The following is a 17,284-nucleotide window of genomic DNA, read 5'->3' on the forward strand; positions in this document are numbered from 1 at the left end:
ATGAGCGCCAAGCCCCTGGCGATCCGGGCCCGGCAACAGGCCACCACGCTGTCGTTCCTCGCGCCCGCCCTGATCGGCATCGTGGTGTTCTTCGGATACCCGCTGGTGTCCGCGGTGTACTTCTCCTTCACCAAGTTCGACCTGCTCTCCGCGCCCCAATGGGTCGGGCTGGCGAACTACCGGCGGATGGCCGACGACCCGTTCCTGCTCCAGTCCGTGCGTAACACGTTGTGGATGGTGGTGGTCTTCGTCCCCGTACGCATCGTCAGCGCGATCGGTCTGGCGGTGCTGCTCACCCAGCTCAAGCGCGGCGCGGGGTTCTTCCGGACCATCTTCTTCCTGCCCGCGCTGGCCCCGCCGGTGGCCGCCACGATCGCCTTCGTCTACCTGCTCAAGCCGGGCACTGGACCGGTGAACACGATGCTGGCGCACCTGGGCATCGAGGGCCCGCTGTGGTTCAACTCCCCGGAGTGGGCCAAACCGTCGCTCGTGCTGCTCGGCCTGTGGGGCATCGGCGACCTGATGGTCATCTTCCTGGCCGGGGTGCTGGGCGTCCCCACCAGCCTGTACGAGGCCGCCGCCCTGGACGGCGCCAACGCCTGGCACCGCTTCCGGTACGTGACCATCCCGAGCATCCGTCCGGTGATCCTGTTCGCCGCGGTCACCGGGGTCATCTACACATTGCAGTACTTCGACCAGGCCGCGGTGGCGGGCTCGATCGCCAGCGGCCGGGCCACCACGGGCGCCGGGATCTCCCAGGCCTTCGGATTCCCGGAGGGTTCCACGTTCACCTACCCGCTGTGGCTGTACACGGTCGGGTTCCGCTACAACGCGCTCGGCTACGCCAACGCCCTCGCCGTGGCGCTGTTCCTCGTGGCGTTCGCGGTCACCGTGATCCTGCTGCGCCGCGCCAAGGCGTTCTCCGGGGAGGAGTCGTGACCGACCGCATCGCAGCGAAGGGAGTGGGCACCATGACCGCCGTACTCGAGGCGCCACCCACGCGGAGGTCGGCCCCGCCCGCCACGAGGAAGGCCCGCCGGCAGAACCGGCTCGTCTGGATCGCCCGGCACAGCATCGCCATCGCGCTGGCCATCATGTTCCTGACCCCGGTGGTCTACTTGGTGCTGATCTCGCTGATGACCAGCGACCAGGCCCTGACCAGCGACTACTGGCCCAACTCCTGGCACCCCGAGAACTACGTGCGGGTCTTCCAAGTCACCCCGCTGCCCCGCTACCTGCTCAACACCCTGCTGTACGCGGTCACCGCGACCGTACTCATGCTGCTGTCCAGCGTCCCCGCCGCGTACGCCCTGGCGAAGCTGCGCTTTCGCGGCCGCAACGCGCTGTTCCTGGTCATCATCTGCGTGATGATGCTGCCCCCGCAGGTGGTGACCGTCCCGCTCTACCTCATGTGGGCCCGGTACGGCCTCACCGGCTCGCTGTGGCCGCTGGTCATCCCGATGCTGTTCGGCGACGCGTTCGCCATCTTCCTGCTGCGCCAGTTCCTGCTGACCATCCCGGACGAGTACCTCGACGCGGCGAAGGTCGACGGCTGCGGCGAATGGGGCACCCTGATCCGGGTGGTCCTGCCGATGGCCCGCCCCGGCATCGCGGCCGCCGGGCTGTTCCAGTTCTTCTACTGCTGGAACGACTACTACGGTCCGCTGCTCTACACCAGCGAGAACGAGCAGGCGTGGACGCTGTCGCTCGGGCTCGCGTCGTTCCAGAGTGTCCATCACGTCGACTGGAACCTGGTCATCGCGGCCACCGTGCTGACCATGGCGCCGATCGTCGTCGTGTTCTTCTTCGCCCAGCGCGCGTTCGTGCAGGGTGTCACGCTCACGGGAGTCAAGGGATGAGGATCGCTGTCGTCGGCGGCGGATCGACGTACACGCCGGAGCTGGTGGACGGGTTCGCCCGGCTGCGCGACTCCGGCCTACAGGTCGACGAGCTGGTGCTGATCGACCCGGCCGCGGACCGGCTGGAGATCGTCGGTGGGTTCGCGGCCCGAATCTTCGCCGCGTACGGCCACCCCGGCCGGGTCACCTGGACCACCGATCTGGACGCCGGGGTCACCGACGCCGACGTGGCGCTGATCCAGCTGCGGGTGGGCGGGCAGGCCGCCCGGATCAGCGACGAGACCTTCCCGCTCGACTGCGGCTGCGTCGGGCAGGAGACCACGGGGGCGGGCGGGCTCGCCAAGGCTCTGCGTACGGTGCCGGTGGTCCTGGATGTCGCGGAGCGCGTCCGGAAGCGGGCCCGCCCGGGTGCCTGGATCGTCGACTTCACCAACCCGGTCGGCATCGTCACCCGGGCGTTGCTCGACGCGGGCCACCGCGCGGTCGGCCTGTGCAACGTGGCGATCGGCTTCCAGCGCCGCTTCGCCGGATACCTGGGCGTCGACCCGTCGACCGTGGTGCTCGACCACGTCGGACTCAACCACCTGACGTGGGAGCGCGCCGCGTACGTGGACGGCGTGGACCGGCTGCCCGAGCTGCTGGCCGCGCACCGGGCCGAACTGGCCGCCGAGGTGGAGATCGACGAGCCGGTGCTGGCCGCCCTGGGCTGCGTGCCCTCGTACTACCTCTCCTACTACTACGGCCACGACCGGGTGGTGCGCGCCGAACGCGGCACGCCCACCCGTGGCGCACGGGTCGCACAGATCGAGTCGACACTGCTGGACATGTACCGCGATCCCGCCCTGACCGCGAAGCCCGCCCTGCTCGGCGAGCGCGGCGGCGCGTACTACTCCGAGGCGGCCGTCGGCCTCATCGCGGCCCTGCACGGCCTGGACCCGGACGGGGTGCACTCGGTGAACGTCCGCAACGACGGCACCCTGCCGTTCCTGCCGGCCAACGCGGTCATCGAGGTGTCCGCGCGCGCCAACCCGGGCGGCCCGCGTCCGCTGCCGGTCACCCCGATCGCGCCCGACCAGGCCGGGCTCATCGCCCACGTCTGCGGGTACGAGGAGCTGGCGCTGGACGCGGCCCTGCGCGGCGGCCGGGACCGGGTGTACCGGGCCCTGCTGGCACACCCCCTGGTGGGCCAGCACGAATACGCCGACGCACTGGCCGACAAGCTCATCGCCGCCGGGGCCGAGCACCTGGCCTGGGCCCGATGACAGCGCGGCCTGACCGAGCGCGGCGTGGGCGTGCCGAGCCAGCCCTGTTCCTCGCCGTCGACGGCGGCAACTCCAAGACCGACGTCGTGCTCGGCACCGCCGACGGCCGGGTGCTCGGGGTCGCCCGCGGCGGCACGTCGTCACCGCACACGCTCGGCCTGCCCGGCGCGGTACAGGTGCTCGACACCCTGATCGCCGCCGCCCGGGCCCGCGCCGGGGTGCCCGCCGGGACCCCGGTGGACCTGGCGGCCGTCTACCTGGCCGGGGCGGACCTACCGGTCGAGGTGGACCGCCTGCACGCCGCGGTCGCGGACCGCGACTGGGCCCACGGGTACGTGGTCGACAACGACTGCTTCGCCCTGCTGCGGGCGGGTACGGCGAGGCCGGACGCGATCGCCGTGGTGTGCGGGGCGGGCACCAACTGCGTGGGTCGCGCCGCCGACGGCCGGACCGCGCGCTTCCCGTCTCTCGGGCCGCTCTCCGGGGACTGGGGCGGCGGCCACGACCTCGCCGAGCACACCTTGCGTGACGCCGCGCGTGGCGAGGACGGCCGCGGGGAGCCGACCAAGCTCACCGATGCCGTGGCCCGCCATTTCGGGCGGCCTACCGTGGAGGCCGTCAGCATCGCCCTGCACCTCGGCGAGCTGCCCCGCCACGCCGTACGCGAGCTGACCCCGCTGCTGTTCGAGGTCGCCGCCGCGGGCGACCCCGTGGCCCTGGGACTGATACGGCGCCAGTCCGACGAGATCCTGGCCCAGCACCGGGTCGCCGCGGCCCGCCTCGGGCTCACCGACGCCCCGCACGCGCTCGTCCTCGGCGGCGGGGTGCTGCGGGCCCGTCACCCCGTGCTGCACGAACGCATCCTGGCGGGAGCCCGCGCCCAGGCCTCCCGCGTCGAGGTCACCGTGGTGGCCGATCCCCCGGTGGTCGGTGCCGCGCTGCTGGCGCTGGACACCCTCGCCGGGGGCCCGGTCCCGCAGGGCATCGAGCTGAGTGTCCGCACCGCGCTGCGCGACCACGCCGACCGGCTCGCCCGCTATTGACGGACGAGGACGAACAGTTCGGCCAGCGCGGCGGTGACCATGGCGGCCACCAGGGCAACCACCCCGCCGACCGCGGCATGCAGGACGATCAGCAACGGCGCGGCCCCGGCCAGGTAGGCCGCCGCCAGCAGCGGGCGGTCCCGCTCGCCGAGTCGGCGCAGCGCCGTGCCCAACGGCTCGGTGAGCCGCCGGGTCAGCCACACCACGACCGCGACGAGGATCAGCACACCCATCACCGCCGCCCAGACCCGGGAGGCGCCGGGGCTGGCCAGCCGCATGACCGCGGTGAGCGCCCCGGCCACCAGGACGGAATTGGCGCAGTACAGCACCGCCTGCCGGACGGTGCCGGCCGAGTCGGGCCCGGGGTCGAGCACCGGTCCGGCCGGCCGGACCACGGCCGGGGACTGCGGGGACGGCAGCAGGGCGGCGTCCGGCATGTCCGGCGCGGGCGGCTGGGCCAGGGCGGCCTCATCGGCGAGGGTCTCCAGCGCCCGCGCCCAGCGGCGCCGCTCCAGCCGGACGATGCCGACGTCGCTCTGCGCGTCACCGATCGCGGAGTCCAGGTCCAGTGCTTCGGCGTACGCCCGCTGCGCCAGGTCGAACAGGTGCAGCCGGGCGGCGACGACCGCCAGTACCAGGTGCGCCTCGCCGTCGGCGGGGGCGATGCGCACCCCGTGCCACGCGGCGTTCAGCGCCTCCTGGCCGTTACGCGCCTCGCTCAGCAGCGCCGCGCCGGTGCGCTGGGCGTACGGGTCGGCGGGCCAGCGACCGAGGATGGCCCCGGCGACCTGGGCCGCCTCGGCGAAACGGCGGTTGTCGACCAGCGCCATCCCGCGGGCGACCAAGCCGTCCACCCGGTCCGGCCCGGCGGCGACTGCCCGTTCCGCGGCGACCAGTGCCTCGACCGGCTGCTCGGCGACGAGATGCACGCGGGCGAGCGTGGCCAGCAGCGCGGGATCGGTGGGCGCGGCGGTCAGCCCGGCGGCCAGCTCCCCCGCCGCCTCGTCGTAGCGGCCCAGGTCGGCCAACAGCAGCGACCGCTGTCGGTACTCCTCGGGGGTGGTCTCGGGCTCGAACGGAGCCGACGCGGCATCGCTGGGCACCACGCCAGCTTATGAGGACCACACCAGAAATGCGCGGCGCTGAAATCAGCGACTCATCCCAGACCCGGACCGGGCCCTCGTCACCGTCCCGGATCGGCCTCGCGCAGCAGTGCCACCGCGATCGCAGCGAGACCCTCACCACGTCCGGTGAGGCCGAGCCCGTCCGTCGTCGTGCCCGAGACCGACACCGGGCCGCCGGCCGCCTCGCCCAGCACCTTCTGCGCCTCCGCGCGCCGCGTGCCGATCTTGGGCCGGTTGCCGATGACCTGGATGGACAGGTTGGCCACGAGCAGACCTTCAGCGCGTACCCGGCGGGCCGCCTCGGTCAGCAGCCTCACCCCGGAGGCCCCGGCCCACTCGGGACGGTCCGTACCGAAGTTGCTGCCCAGATCGCCCAGCCCCGCGGCGCTGAACATGGCGTCGCAGGCGGCGTGGGCGGCGACGTCACCGTCGCTGTGCCCGGCCAGGCCGGGCTCACCCGGCCAGTGCAGACCAGCCACCCAGCACGGCTGGTCCGGGTCGAAGGCGTGCACGTCGGTGCCGATGCCCACCCGCGGAACGATCATGCGGGTCAGCGTACGCCGAGCAGCGCCTCGGCCAGGACCAGGTCGAGGGGCCGGGTGATCTTGAGGGCCAGCTCGGAACCCGGCACACAGGTCACCGCGACCCCGGCCTTCTCGACCAGGCCCGCATCGTCCGTGAGCGGGTCACCCGCGCCGGCGTGTGCCGCCGCCAGCACGTCGTGCCGGAACCCCTGCGGGGTCTGCACGGCGCGCAACACGGAGCGGTCCACCGTGCCGAGGACCCGGTCCTGCGGCCCGACCTCCTTGACCGTGTCGACCACGGGCAGGGCCGGGATCACCGCGGGCAGGCCGCCGCGGACCGCGGCCGCGACGGACTCGACGAGTTCGGGCGGGGTGAGGGCGCGCGCGGCGTCGTGCACCAGCACGATGCCGACCTCGTCCGGGACGGCCGCCAGGGCCGCCGCCACGGACTGCTGCCGCTCGGCGCCACCCGCGACCACGACAACCGGGGCGATCGGAGCGAGCATGGCGCGGGCCGCGTCGACGTCGGCGGCCGGGGCGGCCACCACGATCATCCGTACGGACGGTGCGGCGGCGACCCGGCGGATCGCGTGGACGAGCAGCGGCTCACCGGCCAGTAGGCGCAGGGCCTTGGGGGTACCCGGGCCGAGGCGTACGCCGGCACCGGCCGCAGGAACCAGGACCGCGACGTCACCGTGCGGATTGAGCTGCGCGGTCACGTCGCGGTCCAGGCGAGGGATGGTGCGATCGAGGATGGAACGTCAGGCCTCGGTGAGCACCTTGTCGAGAAGCACCTCGGCCTCGTCCTTGGTGCTCTTCTCGGCGAGGGCCACCTCACCGACGAGGATGTCGCGGGCCTTGGCGAGCATGCGCTTCTCCCCTGCCGAGAGACCGCGCTCACGCTCACGACGCCAGAGGTCACGAACGACCTCGGCAACCTTCAGCGGGTTACCGGAGGCAAGCTTCTCGAGATTGGCCTTGTAACGCCGCGACCAGTTGGTCGGCTCCTCGGTGTGCGGTGCGCGGAGGACGTCGAAGACCTTGCCCAGGCCTTCCTCGCCGACCACTTCGCGCACGCCGACGATCTCGGCGTTCTCAGCGGGCACGCGGACCGTCAGGTCGCCCTGGGCGACCCGAAGGACGAGGTACTGCTTCTCCACGCCCTTGATAGTTCTAGTCTCGATTGCCTCGATGAGTGCGGCCCCGTGGTGGGGGTAAACAACGGTCTCGCCGACACTGAAAACCATAGGTTCGAAACCCCTTTCGCTGTGTCTAGGGTAACACGCTCAGGCAGCGATGTCCCACCCCAGCCGTGACTGTTAGTGCAGCTCAGAGGGCCTGTGAGAGGTCTTTCTCCCGCTTGACAGGAGCCCTTTGAGGTGCCCCTCTCACGCTGAGTAACCACACCGTGACCACTCAAGTCAGCGAGTCGTATATTTCGGATCTGGCCGCTTTGCGAGGTCAAGCGTATCGCTCGCTCCCGGAACCACCCGCTACTAGCGATCCGGGTCACAGTACGGCAGGCTGAACCCAGATCCCCATCGACGCGATATTGGTCGGCAAGGGGGGAGGGTGAGTAGTGGGCAGCTTCAAGGACAATGGCAACGAGTGGCCACCTGATGGCGCCTCCCCGGACGGCCTCCCCGACCTGCCGGAGGAGTGGGGCCTCATCGTCATCCCGGACGATCTGTCCGAGCTGGCCGACGAGGTCGCGGCGATCCAGGCCGAACTCCACCTGGCCGTGCCCCGCACACCCTGGCAGCGCTTCACGGCCCGCCCCGTGGTCCGTGGCCTGCGCCGCGTCGCAGCCGCGGGGCTGCGCGCTCCCGTACTGATCATCTCCCTGGCAGCGCTGGTCACGGTCGCCAGCCTGTTCGCCTCCGCGTGGCCCGGACCGGGCCAGGTGCCCGCCACCCAGCACACCGCCGGGAGCGGCACCCACGCCAGCCCGCGGAACGCCACCGGCGAGGGTGACGCGCTGCCCGCACTGGAGCTGATCGGTACGGACGGCACCATCGTCGCGCTGCGCGGGCGGCTGCCCGCCGTGCTCCTGCTCACCGACGGCTGCGACTGCGCGCGACTGGTCGCCGACACCGCCGCGGCCCGCCCCGACCTCCCCGTCCTCACGGTCACCAGAGGTACCCCACCGGTCGGCGCGCTGCCGCCCGCCGCCGCCCCGGCCGCACCGCCGACCGGTGCGGCGCCGCGCGCGGCCGGCCCCTCCGTACGCGAGCTGCGCGACCCGGCCGGGGAACTGCGCAGCAGCCTCGCGCTGGCCGCACCCGACGGCACGGCCGCGGCCGTGCTCGTCGACGAAGCCGGCAAGATCGTCCGCAAGCTGGAGGGCACCTCCTCGGTCGAGGACCTCAAAGCCGACCTCGCCGCGCTCTGACCACCGGGTCCCGGACCCGTCCGGGCCCGCCACCGTCGGTCTGTCAGAAGGCAGCCGCCTGAGTCAGGCGCCAGCGGAACACCGCCGAACTGTCCGTCTCCGCGGTCATCGACATGAAGAACTCGTGCGCCAGAGCCACCGTGAGCATCACCGGGTCGGGCCGGTCCCCGCACGGCACCGCGCGGCCGGAGTCGTTGCCGGAGGTGCTGAGCCGCACCCGCACCTGCCCCTGCCCGGCACACACCATCGTCAGCGTGAACGTGCCGCCCGGCACAGCCGTCTCCCGCCGCGCGCTCCCACCCCGGGTCAGCACCAGGGTGTCCGACAGCACCTGCGGTGTCGCGTCCGGCAGCAGCCGCGCCACGACGTCCTTCCAGCCCGCCACCCGGGGGTCGGGACGCGGCCCCGGAGCGGCATGGACCCACCACGCGGCACCCGCGATGAGCAGCGCGGCGGCGAGGGCGTACAGCTGCACGCCGCGGGCCCGGTCGCCGGTCATCGCGACCGGGTCTCGCCGCACCGGGTCATCAGACGACACCGGGTCATCAGACGACACCGGGTCATCGGGCGACGCTGGGTCATCAGGCGACCTTATGTCGTTCGAGCAGCGCCACATAGAGCGTCAGCCCTGGCCCGAACGCCAGCATCAGGACCCGCTGCGGCGGCTGGGCCCGGCGGCGCAGCGCGTCCAGTACCAGCAGCACGGTCGGCGAGGAACAGTTGCCGTACGTGGCCAGCACCTCGCGCGAGGCGGCGAGGTCGGCGTCGGCCAGCCCCAGCCGCTCCTGCACCACGTCGAGGATCTTCGGCCCGCCCGGGTGCACCGCCCAGCCCGGCACGTCGCCGACCGTGAGGCCGTGCCGGGCCAGCAGGTCGTCGACCAGACCCCGGACGTGCTGCGACAGCACCTGCGGCACCCGCGCCGACAGGCCCATGCGGAAGCCCAGATCCGTGACATCCCAGGTCATATGGTCGGCGGTGGCCGTATCGGTCACCGCGGCCACCTCGGTCACCGCGTACCCGGACCCTCCGTCACCCGGCGTGAGCACGACGGCGGCCGCCGCGTCCGCGAACAGCGCGTGCGAGACGATCTGCTGCACGTCCGCCCGGGTCTCCGGCGGCTGCAGGTGCAGGCTGGTCAGCTCGGCGCAGAGCAGCAGCGCGGGCCGGCCGCGGGCGACCACGAAGTCGGCCACCGAGCCCAGGCCGGGCAGCGCCGCGTAACAACCCATGTGGCCCACGAACAGGCGCTGGACATTCGGCGACATGCCGGTGTCCCGGGCCAGCAGGATGTCCAGGCCCGGGGTCGCGTACCCGGTGCACGAGCAGACCGCGAACAGGCCCAGCTCCTCGGCGGCCACCCCGGCGTCGGTCAGCGCCCGGCCGACCGCCTCCTTGCCCAGCGGCACCGCCTCGACCTGATAGCGGAGCATCCGCCGCTCCGTCGACCAGTCGGACACGTCCTCCAGCAGCGGGCTCACCGCGGCCTGCCGGGTACGCACCCCCGCGTTGGCGAAGATCCGCTGGGCCAGCCCACGGCGGCCACCGTGGTAGCGGTCGGCGAAGAAGCCCTCCCACAGCTCGTCCTGCACCGCGGACGGCGGCAGTGCCGTGCCGAGACCTGCGATCGTTGCGCTCCGGTTCACGTCTCTGCCTCCCCAGGCTGAACCACCACGTTGTGGTACCCATCGCTGAGCGTCAATCACAGCGCGGCGCGGATGCCTTACCGCCGATCACCAGCGCGGCGCGGTGCCGTCGGCGTCCGGATCGCCCCCGAGCGCCTCGACCCCCAGCCAGTCCGCGCACACGTCCGACGTCGCGGGCTGCAGCGAGCCCGCGCGCGCATCCCGGTACAGCCGCTCCAGGGGGTGCCCGCGGCGCATCGCCGAGGTGCCCGCGGCCTCGAGCATCGACGCCGCCACCTCGGCCGCGGTCGTTCCGGCGATGAGCTTCGCCCGCCACACCCACCGGTTCGTCTCGGCGTCGCCCGGCGCCTCGTCGACCCGGCGGGCCGCCTCCAGCACCGCCAGGTGGGCGGCGGCCACCGCCGCGTCCGCGCGGCCGATCCGGGCCCGTACGGCCGGCAGGTGCCCGAGCTTGCGCTCCGTCACGTGGGCCACCGCGGCGTCGACGGCCGCGCGGGCCACCCCCACATACACCGCGGCGTAGCTGGCCACCATCCAGTGCGGGGCCAGCTGCGCCACCACCAGGGCCAGCCCCTCCACGCCGCCGAGCAGGGCACCCGGCGGCACGGTCACGTCGACGTGCAGGTCGTGCGAGCCGGTCGCCCGCATCCCCAGCGCGTCCCAGGTCGGCTCCACCCGCAGCCCGTCCCCCGCGGGCACCAGGAACTGCGACACCTGCGCCGGGTCGGACGTACTGCGGGCCGCGATCAGGTACGCGTCGGCGTGGCCCGCGCCGGAACAGAACGTCTTGGACCCGGTGATGCGGTAGCCGTCGTCGACCCGGGTGTAGCCGGTGCTCAGCTGCGACAGCCGGGAGCCGGCGCCGCGTTCGCTCATCGCGACCGCGTACCAGCTGCCCCGGGCTGCGGCGGCCAGATGGTCGTCGCGGGCGCGCAGCGCGTCCGGCGGCAGGCCCAGCGCGTCCGCGAGGTCGTCGGTGACGCCGGCGAGGGCGCCGGTCACCGAGGCATGCATGTTGAAGATCAACGCGGTGGCGCCGTTGCCACGGGCCAGCTCGTACGCGACCGCCGCGTAATCCGCGAAGCCCGCCCCGGCACCGCCGAGCCGGGGCGGCACCATCAGGCCGAACAGGCCCGCTCGCCGCAGATCGGCGAAGTCGTCCGCCGGGAACGAGCCGTCCCGGTCGTACCGCGCCGCCCGGGCGGCGAACCGGGGCGCCAGCCGCCTCGCCTCATCGATCATCACGCCGTTTCCGCCTTCATGCCGCTCCCCTGGCCGTCGGATCGTGCTCGTGGTCGCTCGTTCCCTGCTCGTGGTCCTTCGTTCCGCGTCCCTGGTAGAGCACCGCCGCCGACCAGGTCGGCACGATCCGTCCGAGCAGCGCCCCGTCCTCCCGACCGGCCCGGGCGGCGTGCCCATCCGGCGCGGGGCCGTCCCGCCCGATTCCGGGCGCATCGCCCCCCGGCGGCGCGCCGCCGGACCGGCGGCCCCGGGGAAGGAGCCAGCGCAGCAGGCCGGTAGCGGTGGGCCGGACCCCACGCACCCGCAGTGACACGCCGTGGCGCGCGAACGCGGCCGTCAGTACCCCGGGGTCGACGAACAGGTCCGGGTCGTGCAGGCCGCGCGGCGCGACGCCCAGCCACTCGCCCACGGTCACGGTGATCAGCCGGGCCAGCCCGGTGTCATTGACCGTGTCCAGCACCACGAGCCCGCCGGGACGCAGCACCCGGCACAGCTGCGCCACGGTCGCGGCCAGATCGGTGACGTGTTCCAGGATCTCGCCGGCCACCACCACGTCGGCGCATCCGGTGGCCAGCGGCAGCGCGGCCACGTCGCCGGCCAGCGGGGTGACACCGTGCGCCGCGGCCTGCGCCAGCCCGGTACGGCGCAGGTCCACGCCGATGTGCCGGTAGCCGAGTTCGCGCACGTGCGGGGCCAGCAGGCCGCCGCCGCACCCGGCATCGACGAGCACCGCGCGGGGCCGGGCCGCCGGGGGCACCAGCGCGGCGCGGGCGGCGGCCAGCCAGTGCAGGATCTCGAAGTCGCCGCCGCGGCGCCACCACTCGCGCGCCAGTTCGTCGTATTGACGGGGATCGTTGCGCTCGATCGACCGCATGCGATCGAGCGTGGCATGTCGATCGCCGAACCACCACACTGCTGTCATGTCGCGCGCGTTAGCCCTGTTACGGGCCAGTCACCCCGAACCGGGCGGCGCGGTGACCGCCGCCATGACCCTGCTGGCGCTCGGCGTGGGGCACCGGGGCTGGTCCCTGGTGGGGGTGGCCGCCGCCGTCGCGGCCACCCAGCTCTCCGTGGGCTGGGTCAACGACTGGCTGGACGCCGACCGGGACCGGCGCACCGGGCGCGCGGACAAGCCGGTCGCCACCGGCGCCGTGGACCGCCGTACCGTCGGGCTGGCCGGGCTGGCCGCCTCGCTGGTGGTGCCGGTGCTGGGCCTGCCGTTCGGCGCCGCCGCGGCCGTGTGCATCACGCTGGTGGGCATCTTCGCGCTGCTCTACGACTGGCCGCTGAAGTCCACCCCGTTGTCCGTGGTGCCGTACCTGGTGGCGTTCGGGCTGCTGCCCGCGTTCGTGGTGCTGGCCCTGATGGGCAGCCCGTGGCCGCCGGCCTGGCTGGTGGTGGCGGGCAGCCTGCTCGGCGGTGGGGCACACTTCGCGAACGTCCTGCCGGATCTGGCCGACGACGCCGCGACCGGCGTGCGCGGACTGCCGCACCGGCTCGGCCCCACCGGCTCCCAGCTGGCGGCCGCCGGGCTGCTGCTGGCCGCGACGCTCACGCTGGTGTTCGGACCGCCCGGGCCGCCGTCGTGGGCGGGCCTGGCCGCGGCGGTCACGGCCACCGTGATCCTGCCCATCGGCTGGTACGCGGGCACCCGGGCGCGCGGGCGCCCGGTGGCGATGTTCCGGGCGGTCATCCTGGTGGCGCTCTGCGACGTGTTGCTGCTCATCACCAGCGGCCGCGTGGTGTGACCGGGTGGTGTGAATGGACGGGTCGCCGTACGGCCCGGATCACCGCCCTCTAGGCTGGCGTCAGGTTGGTCGGAGCCCGCGTTTCTTGGAGGACTGTGATGCGCTCGCTGGGAACCCGCCGTGTCGCCCGCATCCTGGGTGCCGTCACGGTGGCCGCCGTGGCGCTCACCGGGTGCAGCGCCGGTCAGGTCGCCGAGACGTCTCTGAAGCAGCCCGGCGTCTTCGGGGTCAACCAGGACAACTCCAACGCCAGCGTGCTCATCCGCGGGCTCGCGGTGACGTACAACGGACCGGACGGCTTCAAGGCCGGCGCGAACGCTCCGCTCGAGCTGAACCTGTACAACCAGACCCCGCAGCCGGTGACCGTGACGGTCAGCAGCGCGCCGCAGATGACGCCGGACCCGAGTGCCGGCGTCGTCTACGCCCGCTCGGTCGGCCTGATCGGCGGCGCCCCGGGGGCCGGCGGCTCGGCCCAGCCCGTCGTGAACCCGACCCCCGTCGCTGCCAGCCCGGCCCCGGGCACCAGCGCACCCGCGGTGCCGGCGCCCGCTGGTGCGGCGGCGCAGCCCGCCCGGCTGACGATCCCGCCGCTCAGCTTCCTCTCCTTCCAGCCCGGCGGCACGTCGCAGCTGCAGGCCATCGGCCTGGCGGCCCCGCTGAAGCCGGGCAACTCGGTGAATCTCGTCTTCGAGTTCAGCAACGGCGCCCAGCCGCTGGCCGTACCGGCCCCGATGAGCGTTCCGTTCTCGCCGGCCTCCCGCGCCCCGGCCAACCCCGCGGAGGACGTCGAGGGTCCCGCCGAGCACGAGTGACCCCGCCGGGCCTGACGGCACCGCACGGAAACGTCAGAGGCTCCCGCTAGCGTGGCCGCGTGACCACCTCCCGGACCTCCGCCAAGCCGGCCAAGCCCGCCTTCATCTGCGACGCCTGCGGCCATCAGCCGCCGAAGTGGCTGGGTCGCTGTCCGGAATGCGGGGAGTGGGGTTCGGTCATCGAGTCCACGGTGACCGGTGCGGTCGTCTCCGGGCGGGTGGTCAGTTCGCGCATCCCGTCCGAGCCGGCCCGGCCGATCGCCACGATCAGCGCCGCGCCCGCCCGGGCGGTGCCCACGGGAGTCAGCGAACTGGACCGGGTGCTCGGCGGCGGCCTCGTCCCCGGCGCGGTGGTGCTGCTGGCGGGCGAGCCGGGGGTCGGCAAGTCCACCCTGCTGCTCGATGTCGCCCAGCAGTGGGCGGCGGGTGCGGGCACACCGTCCCTCGTGGTCAGCGGCGAGGAGTCGGTGAGCCAGGTGCGGCTGCGGGCCGAGCGACTCGGCGCGCTGGACGAGCGGCTGTTCCTGGCGTCCGAGAGTGACCTCGCAGCGGTGCTGGGCCACCTCGACGCGGTCCGGCCGGGCCTGCTGGTGCTCGACTCCGTCCAGACGATCTCCGCGCCGGGCACCGAGGGGGTGCCGGGCGGAGTCACTCAGGTGCGCGCGGTGACGGCGGCGCTGGTGGCGATCGCCAAGGAGCGCGGTGTCGCGACCGTCCTGGTCGGCCACGTCACGAAGGACGGCCAGGTGGCCGGTCCCCGCGTTCTCGAACACCTGGTCGACGTCGTGCTGCATTTCGAGGGGGACAAGCACTCCTCGCTGCGGCTGGTGCGGGGGGTGAAGAACCGCTTCGGCGCCGCCGACGAGGTGGGGTGCTTCGAGATGCACGAGGGCGGCATCAGCAGCCTCGCCGACCCCTCCGGCCTGTTCCTCACGCGCTATGCCGAGCCGGTTCCCGGCACCTGCGTCACGGTGGCGATGGAGGGTCGCCGGGCGCTGGTCACCGAGGTCCAGGCGCTGATCGGCGCGGAGGTCAACGGCTCACCACGGCGCACGGTGTCCGGGCTCGACAGTGCCCGGCTGGCCATGGTCCTGGCCGTGCTGGAACGCCGCACCCAGCGGATGAAGCTGCACGACCGGGAGGTCTTCGCCGCCACCGTGGGGGGCATCCGGGTGGTCGAGCCCGCCGCCGACCTGGCCGTCGCGCTGGCCGTGGCGTCCGGCGGCCTCAACCTGGCCATGGCGCCACACCTGGTGGCGATCGGCGAGGTGGGGCTCACCGGGGAGGTGCGCCGGGTCGGGGCGGTGGGCCGCCGGCTGGCCGAGGCGGCCCGGCTGGGCTTCAAGTTCGCGCTGGTGCCGCCCGGGTGCGGCCCCGGCGGATCGGGCGGGACACCGGCTGGCATGCGGGTCGAGGAGGTGGGCGATCTGCGTACGGCGCTGCAGTGGGCGGCCACCGCCTCCGCCTCCGTCGGGGATCACCAAGAGTGACTGCTCATCACGCTACGGAGCACAAAGCGCACCGCGCCTCGTTGCACCGGATGACAGTCCGTAGACTGTACAGGTGCCGCTCGACCGCGATGCTCCGCATGACCGCCAGGGACCCAGGCAGACCACTGCCGGCTCACCGCTGCGCGCCGGCGTCAACGGTTCTGCACCGCGCCCCGTCGTGCCCAGCTCTCCCGGCCTGACCGGAGGTGGCGTCATCGGCGACCCACTACGCGCCAACCTTGCCCTCATGGCCCCCGGCACCGCGCTGCGCGACGGCCTCGAGCGCATCCTGCGCGGCCGCACGGGCGCGCTGATCGTGCTCGGCTACGACGCGGTCGTGGAGACGATCTGCACCGGCGGCTTCGCCCTGGACGTGGAGTTCTCCGCCACCCGGCTGCGCGAGCTGTGCAAGATGGACGGTGCCGTGGTGCTCTCCAGCGACGGCACCCGCATCGTCCGCGCCGCGGTGCACCTCATGCCGGACCCGGGCATCCCGTCCGAGGAGTCCGGCACCCGGCACCGCACCGCCGAGCGGGTGGCGAAGCAGTCCGGCTATCCGGTGATCTCCGTCAGCCAGTCGATGCACATCATCGGCCTGTACGTCAACGGCCAGCGACACGTCCTGGACGACTCCGCCGCGATCCTGTCCCGCGCCAACCAGGCCCTGGCCACCCTGGAGCGCTACAAGCTCCGGCTGGACGAGGTGTCCGGCACCCTCTCCGCCCTGGAGATCGAGGATCTGGTGACGGTCCGCGACGCCGTCGCGGTCGTGCAGCGCCTGGAGATGGTGCGCCGCATCGCGGACGAGATCTCGGGGTACGTGGTGGAGCTGGGCACCGACGGCCGCCTGCTGGCCCTGCAACTCGACGAGCTGATGGCCGGCGTGGACGCCGACCGTACCCTGGTGATCCGCGACTATCTGCCCGCCGGGCGCAAGGCACGCACCCTCGACGAGGCGCTGGTCGAGCTGGACCTGCTCACCGCCACGGAGATGATCGACCTGGTGGCGGTCGCCAAGGCGATCGGATATCCGGGTTCCTCCGACGCGCTCGACGCCGCGGTCAGCCCGCGCGGATTCCGGCTGCTGGCGAAGGTGCCGCGGCTGCCCGCTCAGATCGTGGAGCGACTGGTCGTGCACTTCGGCAGCCTGCAGCGCCTGCTCGGCGCCACGGTCGAGGATCTGCAGACCGTCGAAGGTGTCGGGGACGCCCGGGCGCGGGGTGTCCGCGAGGGACTGTCCCGCCTCGCCGAGGCATCCATCCTCGAACGCTACGTCTGACGCGGCATCCCGCCGCGACGGGCCGCGGCATCCGACTGCGACCGGCTGCGGGGGGCCTCAGCGGCAGCGCTGCGGTCAGGCCACGATGGCGAGCAGGATCGGCGGGCCGATCTTCGTGCCGAGACGGGCGTGCACCTCGTACTGGCCCGGGTTCGGCGCCGGGCCCGCCGGCTGACCGGCCGCGCACTTGGTCGCCATACGGCCGTTCCAGGTGACCCGATACTCGCGTTCGGCGCCCGGCGCCAGCGTCTTCACGTCGGGCTGATTGGTCGCTGTGCAGGTGTCGGACGACCAGACCTTCTGTGCTCCCTGGTCGATGTACAACTCCTGCGCGTCGGAGCCGACCGCCCGGGCACAGGGGCGATCGGAGACGTTCTTGAGCCGCAACCGGATCTCCACGGGCACGCCCCGCTTGACCGTCGTCGCGACCGGCGCGGGCACCACCACGACCTCGGCGTCCGTGCACGGGCCACCGTCGGCGGCTGCGGTCACCGGCACGTTGCCGCCGTCACCGCTCGGCGCGGGCGTCAGATCGGCCGGGTCCGGCAGGGACGGGTCGTCGCCGGGCTCCGCGTCCGTGAACGACGGCTGCTCCTCGGGGGTGGTCGCCGACGGCGTGGGCGTCGGCGTCTGCGAGGCCGCGGTCTTCGCCTGCTTGCCGTCCTCATCGTCACCGGTGCAGGACACGAACAGCACGATGACGCCGAGCAGCACTGCACCCAGCACCACGGCTCGACGCCGCCAGTAGACGGAGGGAGGAAGGGGACCAACCGTCGTTCGCATGATGGGCATACGGTAGTCCCGTACCGATGGCGGATCGTGCCGACGCGCCGAGATGGGCGACACCGACTCGCGGGTAGCTC

At 73.2% G+C, this 17,284-nt stretch carries 18 protein-coding genes; 9 read left to right on the forward strand and 9 right to left on the reverse strand.

What is annotated here, in order from left to right:
* The 4 genes from ACMCNO_RS32870 to ACMCNO_RS32885 are packed head-to-tail and all read left to right on the forward strand — an operon-like array spanning position 1 to position 4,164.
* Positions 1-939, forward strand: a complete 939-nt coding sequence (locus ACMCNO_RS32870; RefSeq protein ID WP_412753298.1) for a carbohydrate ABC transporter permease — start codon at positions 1-3, stop codon at positions 937-939.
* Entirely contained in the window at positions 936-1,859 is a 924-nt protein-coding gene (locus tag ACMCNO_RS32875) for a carbohydrate ABC transporter permease (protein ID WP_412753299.1), read from the forward strand. The genes ACMCNO_RS32870 and ACMCNO_RS32875 overlap by 4 nt, the downstream gene beginning before the upstream one ends.
* Positions 1,856-3,121, forward strand: coding sequence for a 6-phospho-beta-glucosidase (locus tag ACMCNO_RS32880; RefSeq protein WP_412753300.1), 1,266 nt, complete (start codon positions 1,856-1,858; stop codon positions 3,119-3,121). The genes ACMCNO_RS32875 and ACMCNO_RS32880 overlap by 4 nt, the downstream gene beginning before the upstream one ends.
* On the forward strand, positions 3,118-4,164 hold the full coding sequence (locus ACMCNO_RS32885) for an N-acetylglucosamine kinase (protein WP_412753301.1): 1,047 nt from the start codon (positions 3,118-3,120) through the stop codon (positions 4,162-4,164). Before ACMCNO_RS32880 ends, ACMCNO_RS32885 begins: the two co-directional genes overlap by 4 nt.
* Here the strand turns inward: ACMCNO_RS32885 and ACMCNO_RS32890 are convergent.
* The 4 genes from ACMCNO_RS32890 to ACMCNO_RS32905 form a co-directional block, all read right to left on the reverse strand.
* Positions 4,158-5,267: a tetratricopeptide repeat protein gene (locus ACMCNO_RS32890; protein ID WP_412753302.1), complete on the reverse strand. Its 1,110-nt coding sequence runs from the start codon at positions 5,265-5,267 to the stop codon at positions 4,158-4,160. The two genes, ACMCNO_RS32885 and ACMCNO_RS32890, sit on opposite strands and share 7 nt — an antisense overlap.
* A gap of 80 nt (positions 5,268-5,347) precedes the next feature.
* The gene (ispF, locus tag ACMCNO_RS32895; RefSeq protein WP_412753303.1) at positions 5,348-5,833 is read right to left on the reverse strand and encodes a 2-C-methyl-D-erythritol 2,4-cyclodiphosphate synthase; all 486 of its coding nucleotides are present in this window, start codon (positions 5,831-5,833) and stop codon (positions 5,348-5,350) included.
* A gap of 5 nt (positions 5,834-5,838) precedes the next feature.
* On the reverse strand, positions 5,839-6,531 hold the full coding sequence (gene ispD / locus ACMCNO_RS32900) for a 2-C-methyl-D-erythritol 4-phosphate cytidylyltransferase (RefSeq protein ID WP_412753304.1): 693 nt from the start codon (positions 6,529-6,531) through the stop codon (positions 5,839-5,841).
* Between the two features lie 42 nt (positions 6,532-6,573).
* Positions 6,574-7,059 carry a CarD family transcriptional regulator gene (locus ACMCNO_RS32905; RefSeq protein ID WP_041832964.1) on the reverse strand — a complete coding sequence of 162 codons (486 nt, stop codon included), beginning with the start codon at positions 7,057-7,059 and terminating at the stop codon, positions 6,574-6,576.
* 332 nt (positions 7,060-7,391) lie between these two features.
* Here ACMCNO_RS32905 and ACMCNO_RS32910 point away from each other — a divergent pair, with 332 nt between their 5' ends.
* A complete protein-coding gene (locus ACMCNO_RS32910) occupies positions 7,392-8,204 on the forward strand; it encodes a hypothetical protein (protein ID WP_412753305.1) in 813 nt (270 codons plus the stop codon).
* A 43-nt stretch (positions 8,205-8,247) separates the two neighbouring features.
* Here the strand turns inward: ACMCNO_RS32910 and ACMCNO_RS32915 are convergent, their stop codons facing one another.
* From ACMCNO_RS32915 to ACMCNO_RS32930, 4 genes are all read right to left on the reverse strand, one after another.
* Entirely contained in the window at positions 8,248-8,742 is a 495-nt protein-coding gene (locus ACMCNO_RS32915) for a DUF6023 family protein (RefSeq protein ID WP_412753306.1), read from the reverse strand.
* 43 nt (positions 8,743-8,785) lie between these two features.
* Positions 8,786-9,850 (reverse strand): type III polyketide synthase, encoded by a 1,065-nt coding sequence (locus ACMCNO_RS32920; RefSeq protein WP_412753307.1) that lies wholly within the window; start codon positions 9,848-9,850, stop codon positions 8,786-8,788.
* A gap of 87 nt (positions 9,851-9,937) precedes the next feature.
* Positions 9,938-11,092: an acyl-CoA dehydrogenase family protein gene (locus ACMCNO_RS32925; RefSeq protein WP_412753890.1), complete on the reverse strand. Its 1,155-nt coding sequence runs from the start codon at positions 11,090-11,092 to the stop codon at positions 9,938-9,940.
* A 16-nt stretch (positions 11,093-11,108) separates the two neighbouring features.
* On the reverse strand, positions 11,109-11,966 hold the full coding sequence (locus ACMCNO_RS32930) for a methyltransferase domain-containing protein (protein WP_412753308.1): 858 nt from the start codon (positions 11,964-11,966) through the stop codon (positions 11,109-11,111).
* Here ACMCNO_RS32930 and ACMCNO_RS32935 point away from each other — a divergent pair.
* The 4 genes from ACMCNO_RS32935 (at position 11,965) to disA (ending at position 16,421) form a co-directional block, all read left to right on the forward strand.
* Entirely contained in the window at positions 11,965-12,840 is an 876-nt protein-coding gene (locus ACMCNO_RS32935; RefSeq protein WP_412753309.1) for a UbiA family prenyltransferase, read from the forward strand. The two genes, ACMCNO_RS32930 and ACMCNO_RS32935, sit on opposite strands and share 2 nt — an antisense overlap.
* A 98-nt stretch (positions 12,841-12,938) precedes the next feature.
* A complete protein-coding gene (locus tag ACMCNO_RS32940) occupies positions 12,939-13,652 on the forward strand; it encodes a hypothetical protein (RefSeq protein ID WP_412753310.1) in 714 nt (237 codons plus the stop codon).
* A 59-nt stretch (positions 13,653-13,711) separates the two neighbouring features.
* Positions 13,712-15,142 carry a DNA repair protein RadA gene (radA, locus tag ACMCNO_RS32945; protein WP_412753311.1) on the forward strand — a complete coding sequence of 477 codons (1,431 nt, stop codon included), beginning with the start codon at positions 13,712-13,714 and terminating at the stop codon, positions 15,140-15,142.
* A gap of 139 nt (positions 15,143-15,281) precedes the next feature.
* Positions 15,282-16,421 (forward strand): DNA integrity scanning diadenylate cyclase DisA, encoded by a 1,140-nt coding sequence (gene disA, locus ACMCNO_RS32950; RefSeq protein WP_412753891.1) that lies wholly within the window; start codon positions 15,282-15,284, stop codon positions 16,419-16,421.
* Between the two features lie 75 nt (positions 16,422-16,496).
* On the opposite strand, the gene ACMCNO_RS32955 is transcribed toward disA, so the two are convergent.
* Positions 16,497-17,150: an adhesin gene (locus ACMCNO_RS32955; RefSeq protein ID WP_412753312.1), complete on the reverse strand. Its 654-nt coding sequence runs from the start codon at positions 17,148-17,150 to the stop codon at positions 16,497-16,499.
* Positions 17,151-17,284 lie beyond the last annotated feature (134 nt).

It is taken from the genome of Krasilnikovia sp. M28-CT-15 (genome assembly GCF_047159595.1).
GTDB lineage: Bacteria > Actinomycetota > Actinomycetes > Mycobacteriales > Micromonosporaceae > Actinoplanes.

Excerpts from the sequence above, each read along its gene's own strand:
- ACMCNO_RS32870 (WP_412753298.1), top strand. The coding sequence starts at position 1 with ATGAGCGCCAAGCCCCTGGCGATCCGGGCCCGGCAACAGGCCACCACG.
- ACMCNO_RS32880 (WP_412753300.1), top strand. The coding sequence starts at position 1,856 with ATGAGGATCGCTGTCGTCGGCGGCGGATCGACGTACACGCCGGAGCTG.
- ACMCNO_RS32885 (WP_412753301.1), top strand. The coding sequence starts at position 3,118 with ATGACAGCGCGGCCTGACCGAGCGCGGCGTGGGCGTGCCGAGCCAGCC.
- ispF (WP_412753303.1), bottom strand. The coding sequence starts at position 5,833 with ATGATCGTTCCGCGGGTGGGCATCGGCACCGACGTGCACGCCTTCGAC.
- ACMCNO_RS32905 (WP_041832964.1), bottom strand. The coding sequence starts at position 7,059 with ATGGTTTTCAGTGTCGGCGAGACCGTTGTTTACCCCCACCACGGGGCC.
- ACMCNO_RS32925 (WP_412753890.1), bottom strand. The coding sequence starts at position 11,092 with ATGATCGATGAGGCGAGGCGGCTGGCGCCCCGGTTCGCCGCCCGGGCG.
- ACMCNO_RS32935 (WP_412753309.1), top strand. The coding sequence starts at position 11,965 with ATGCGATCGAGCGTGGCATGTCGATCGCCGAACCACCACACTGCTGTC.
- ACMCNO_RS32930 (WP_412753308.1), bottom strand. The coding sequence starts at position 11,966 with ATGCGGTCGATCGAGCGCAACGATCCCCGTCAATACGACGAACTGGCG.
- ACMCNO_RS32940 (WP_412753310.1), top strand. The coding sequence starts at position 12,939 with ATGCGCTCGCTGGGAACCCGCCGTGTCGCCCGCATCCTGGGTGCCGTC.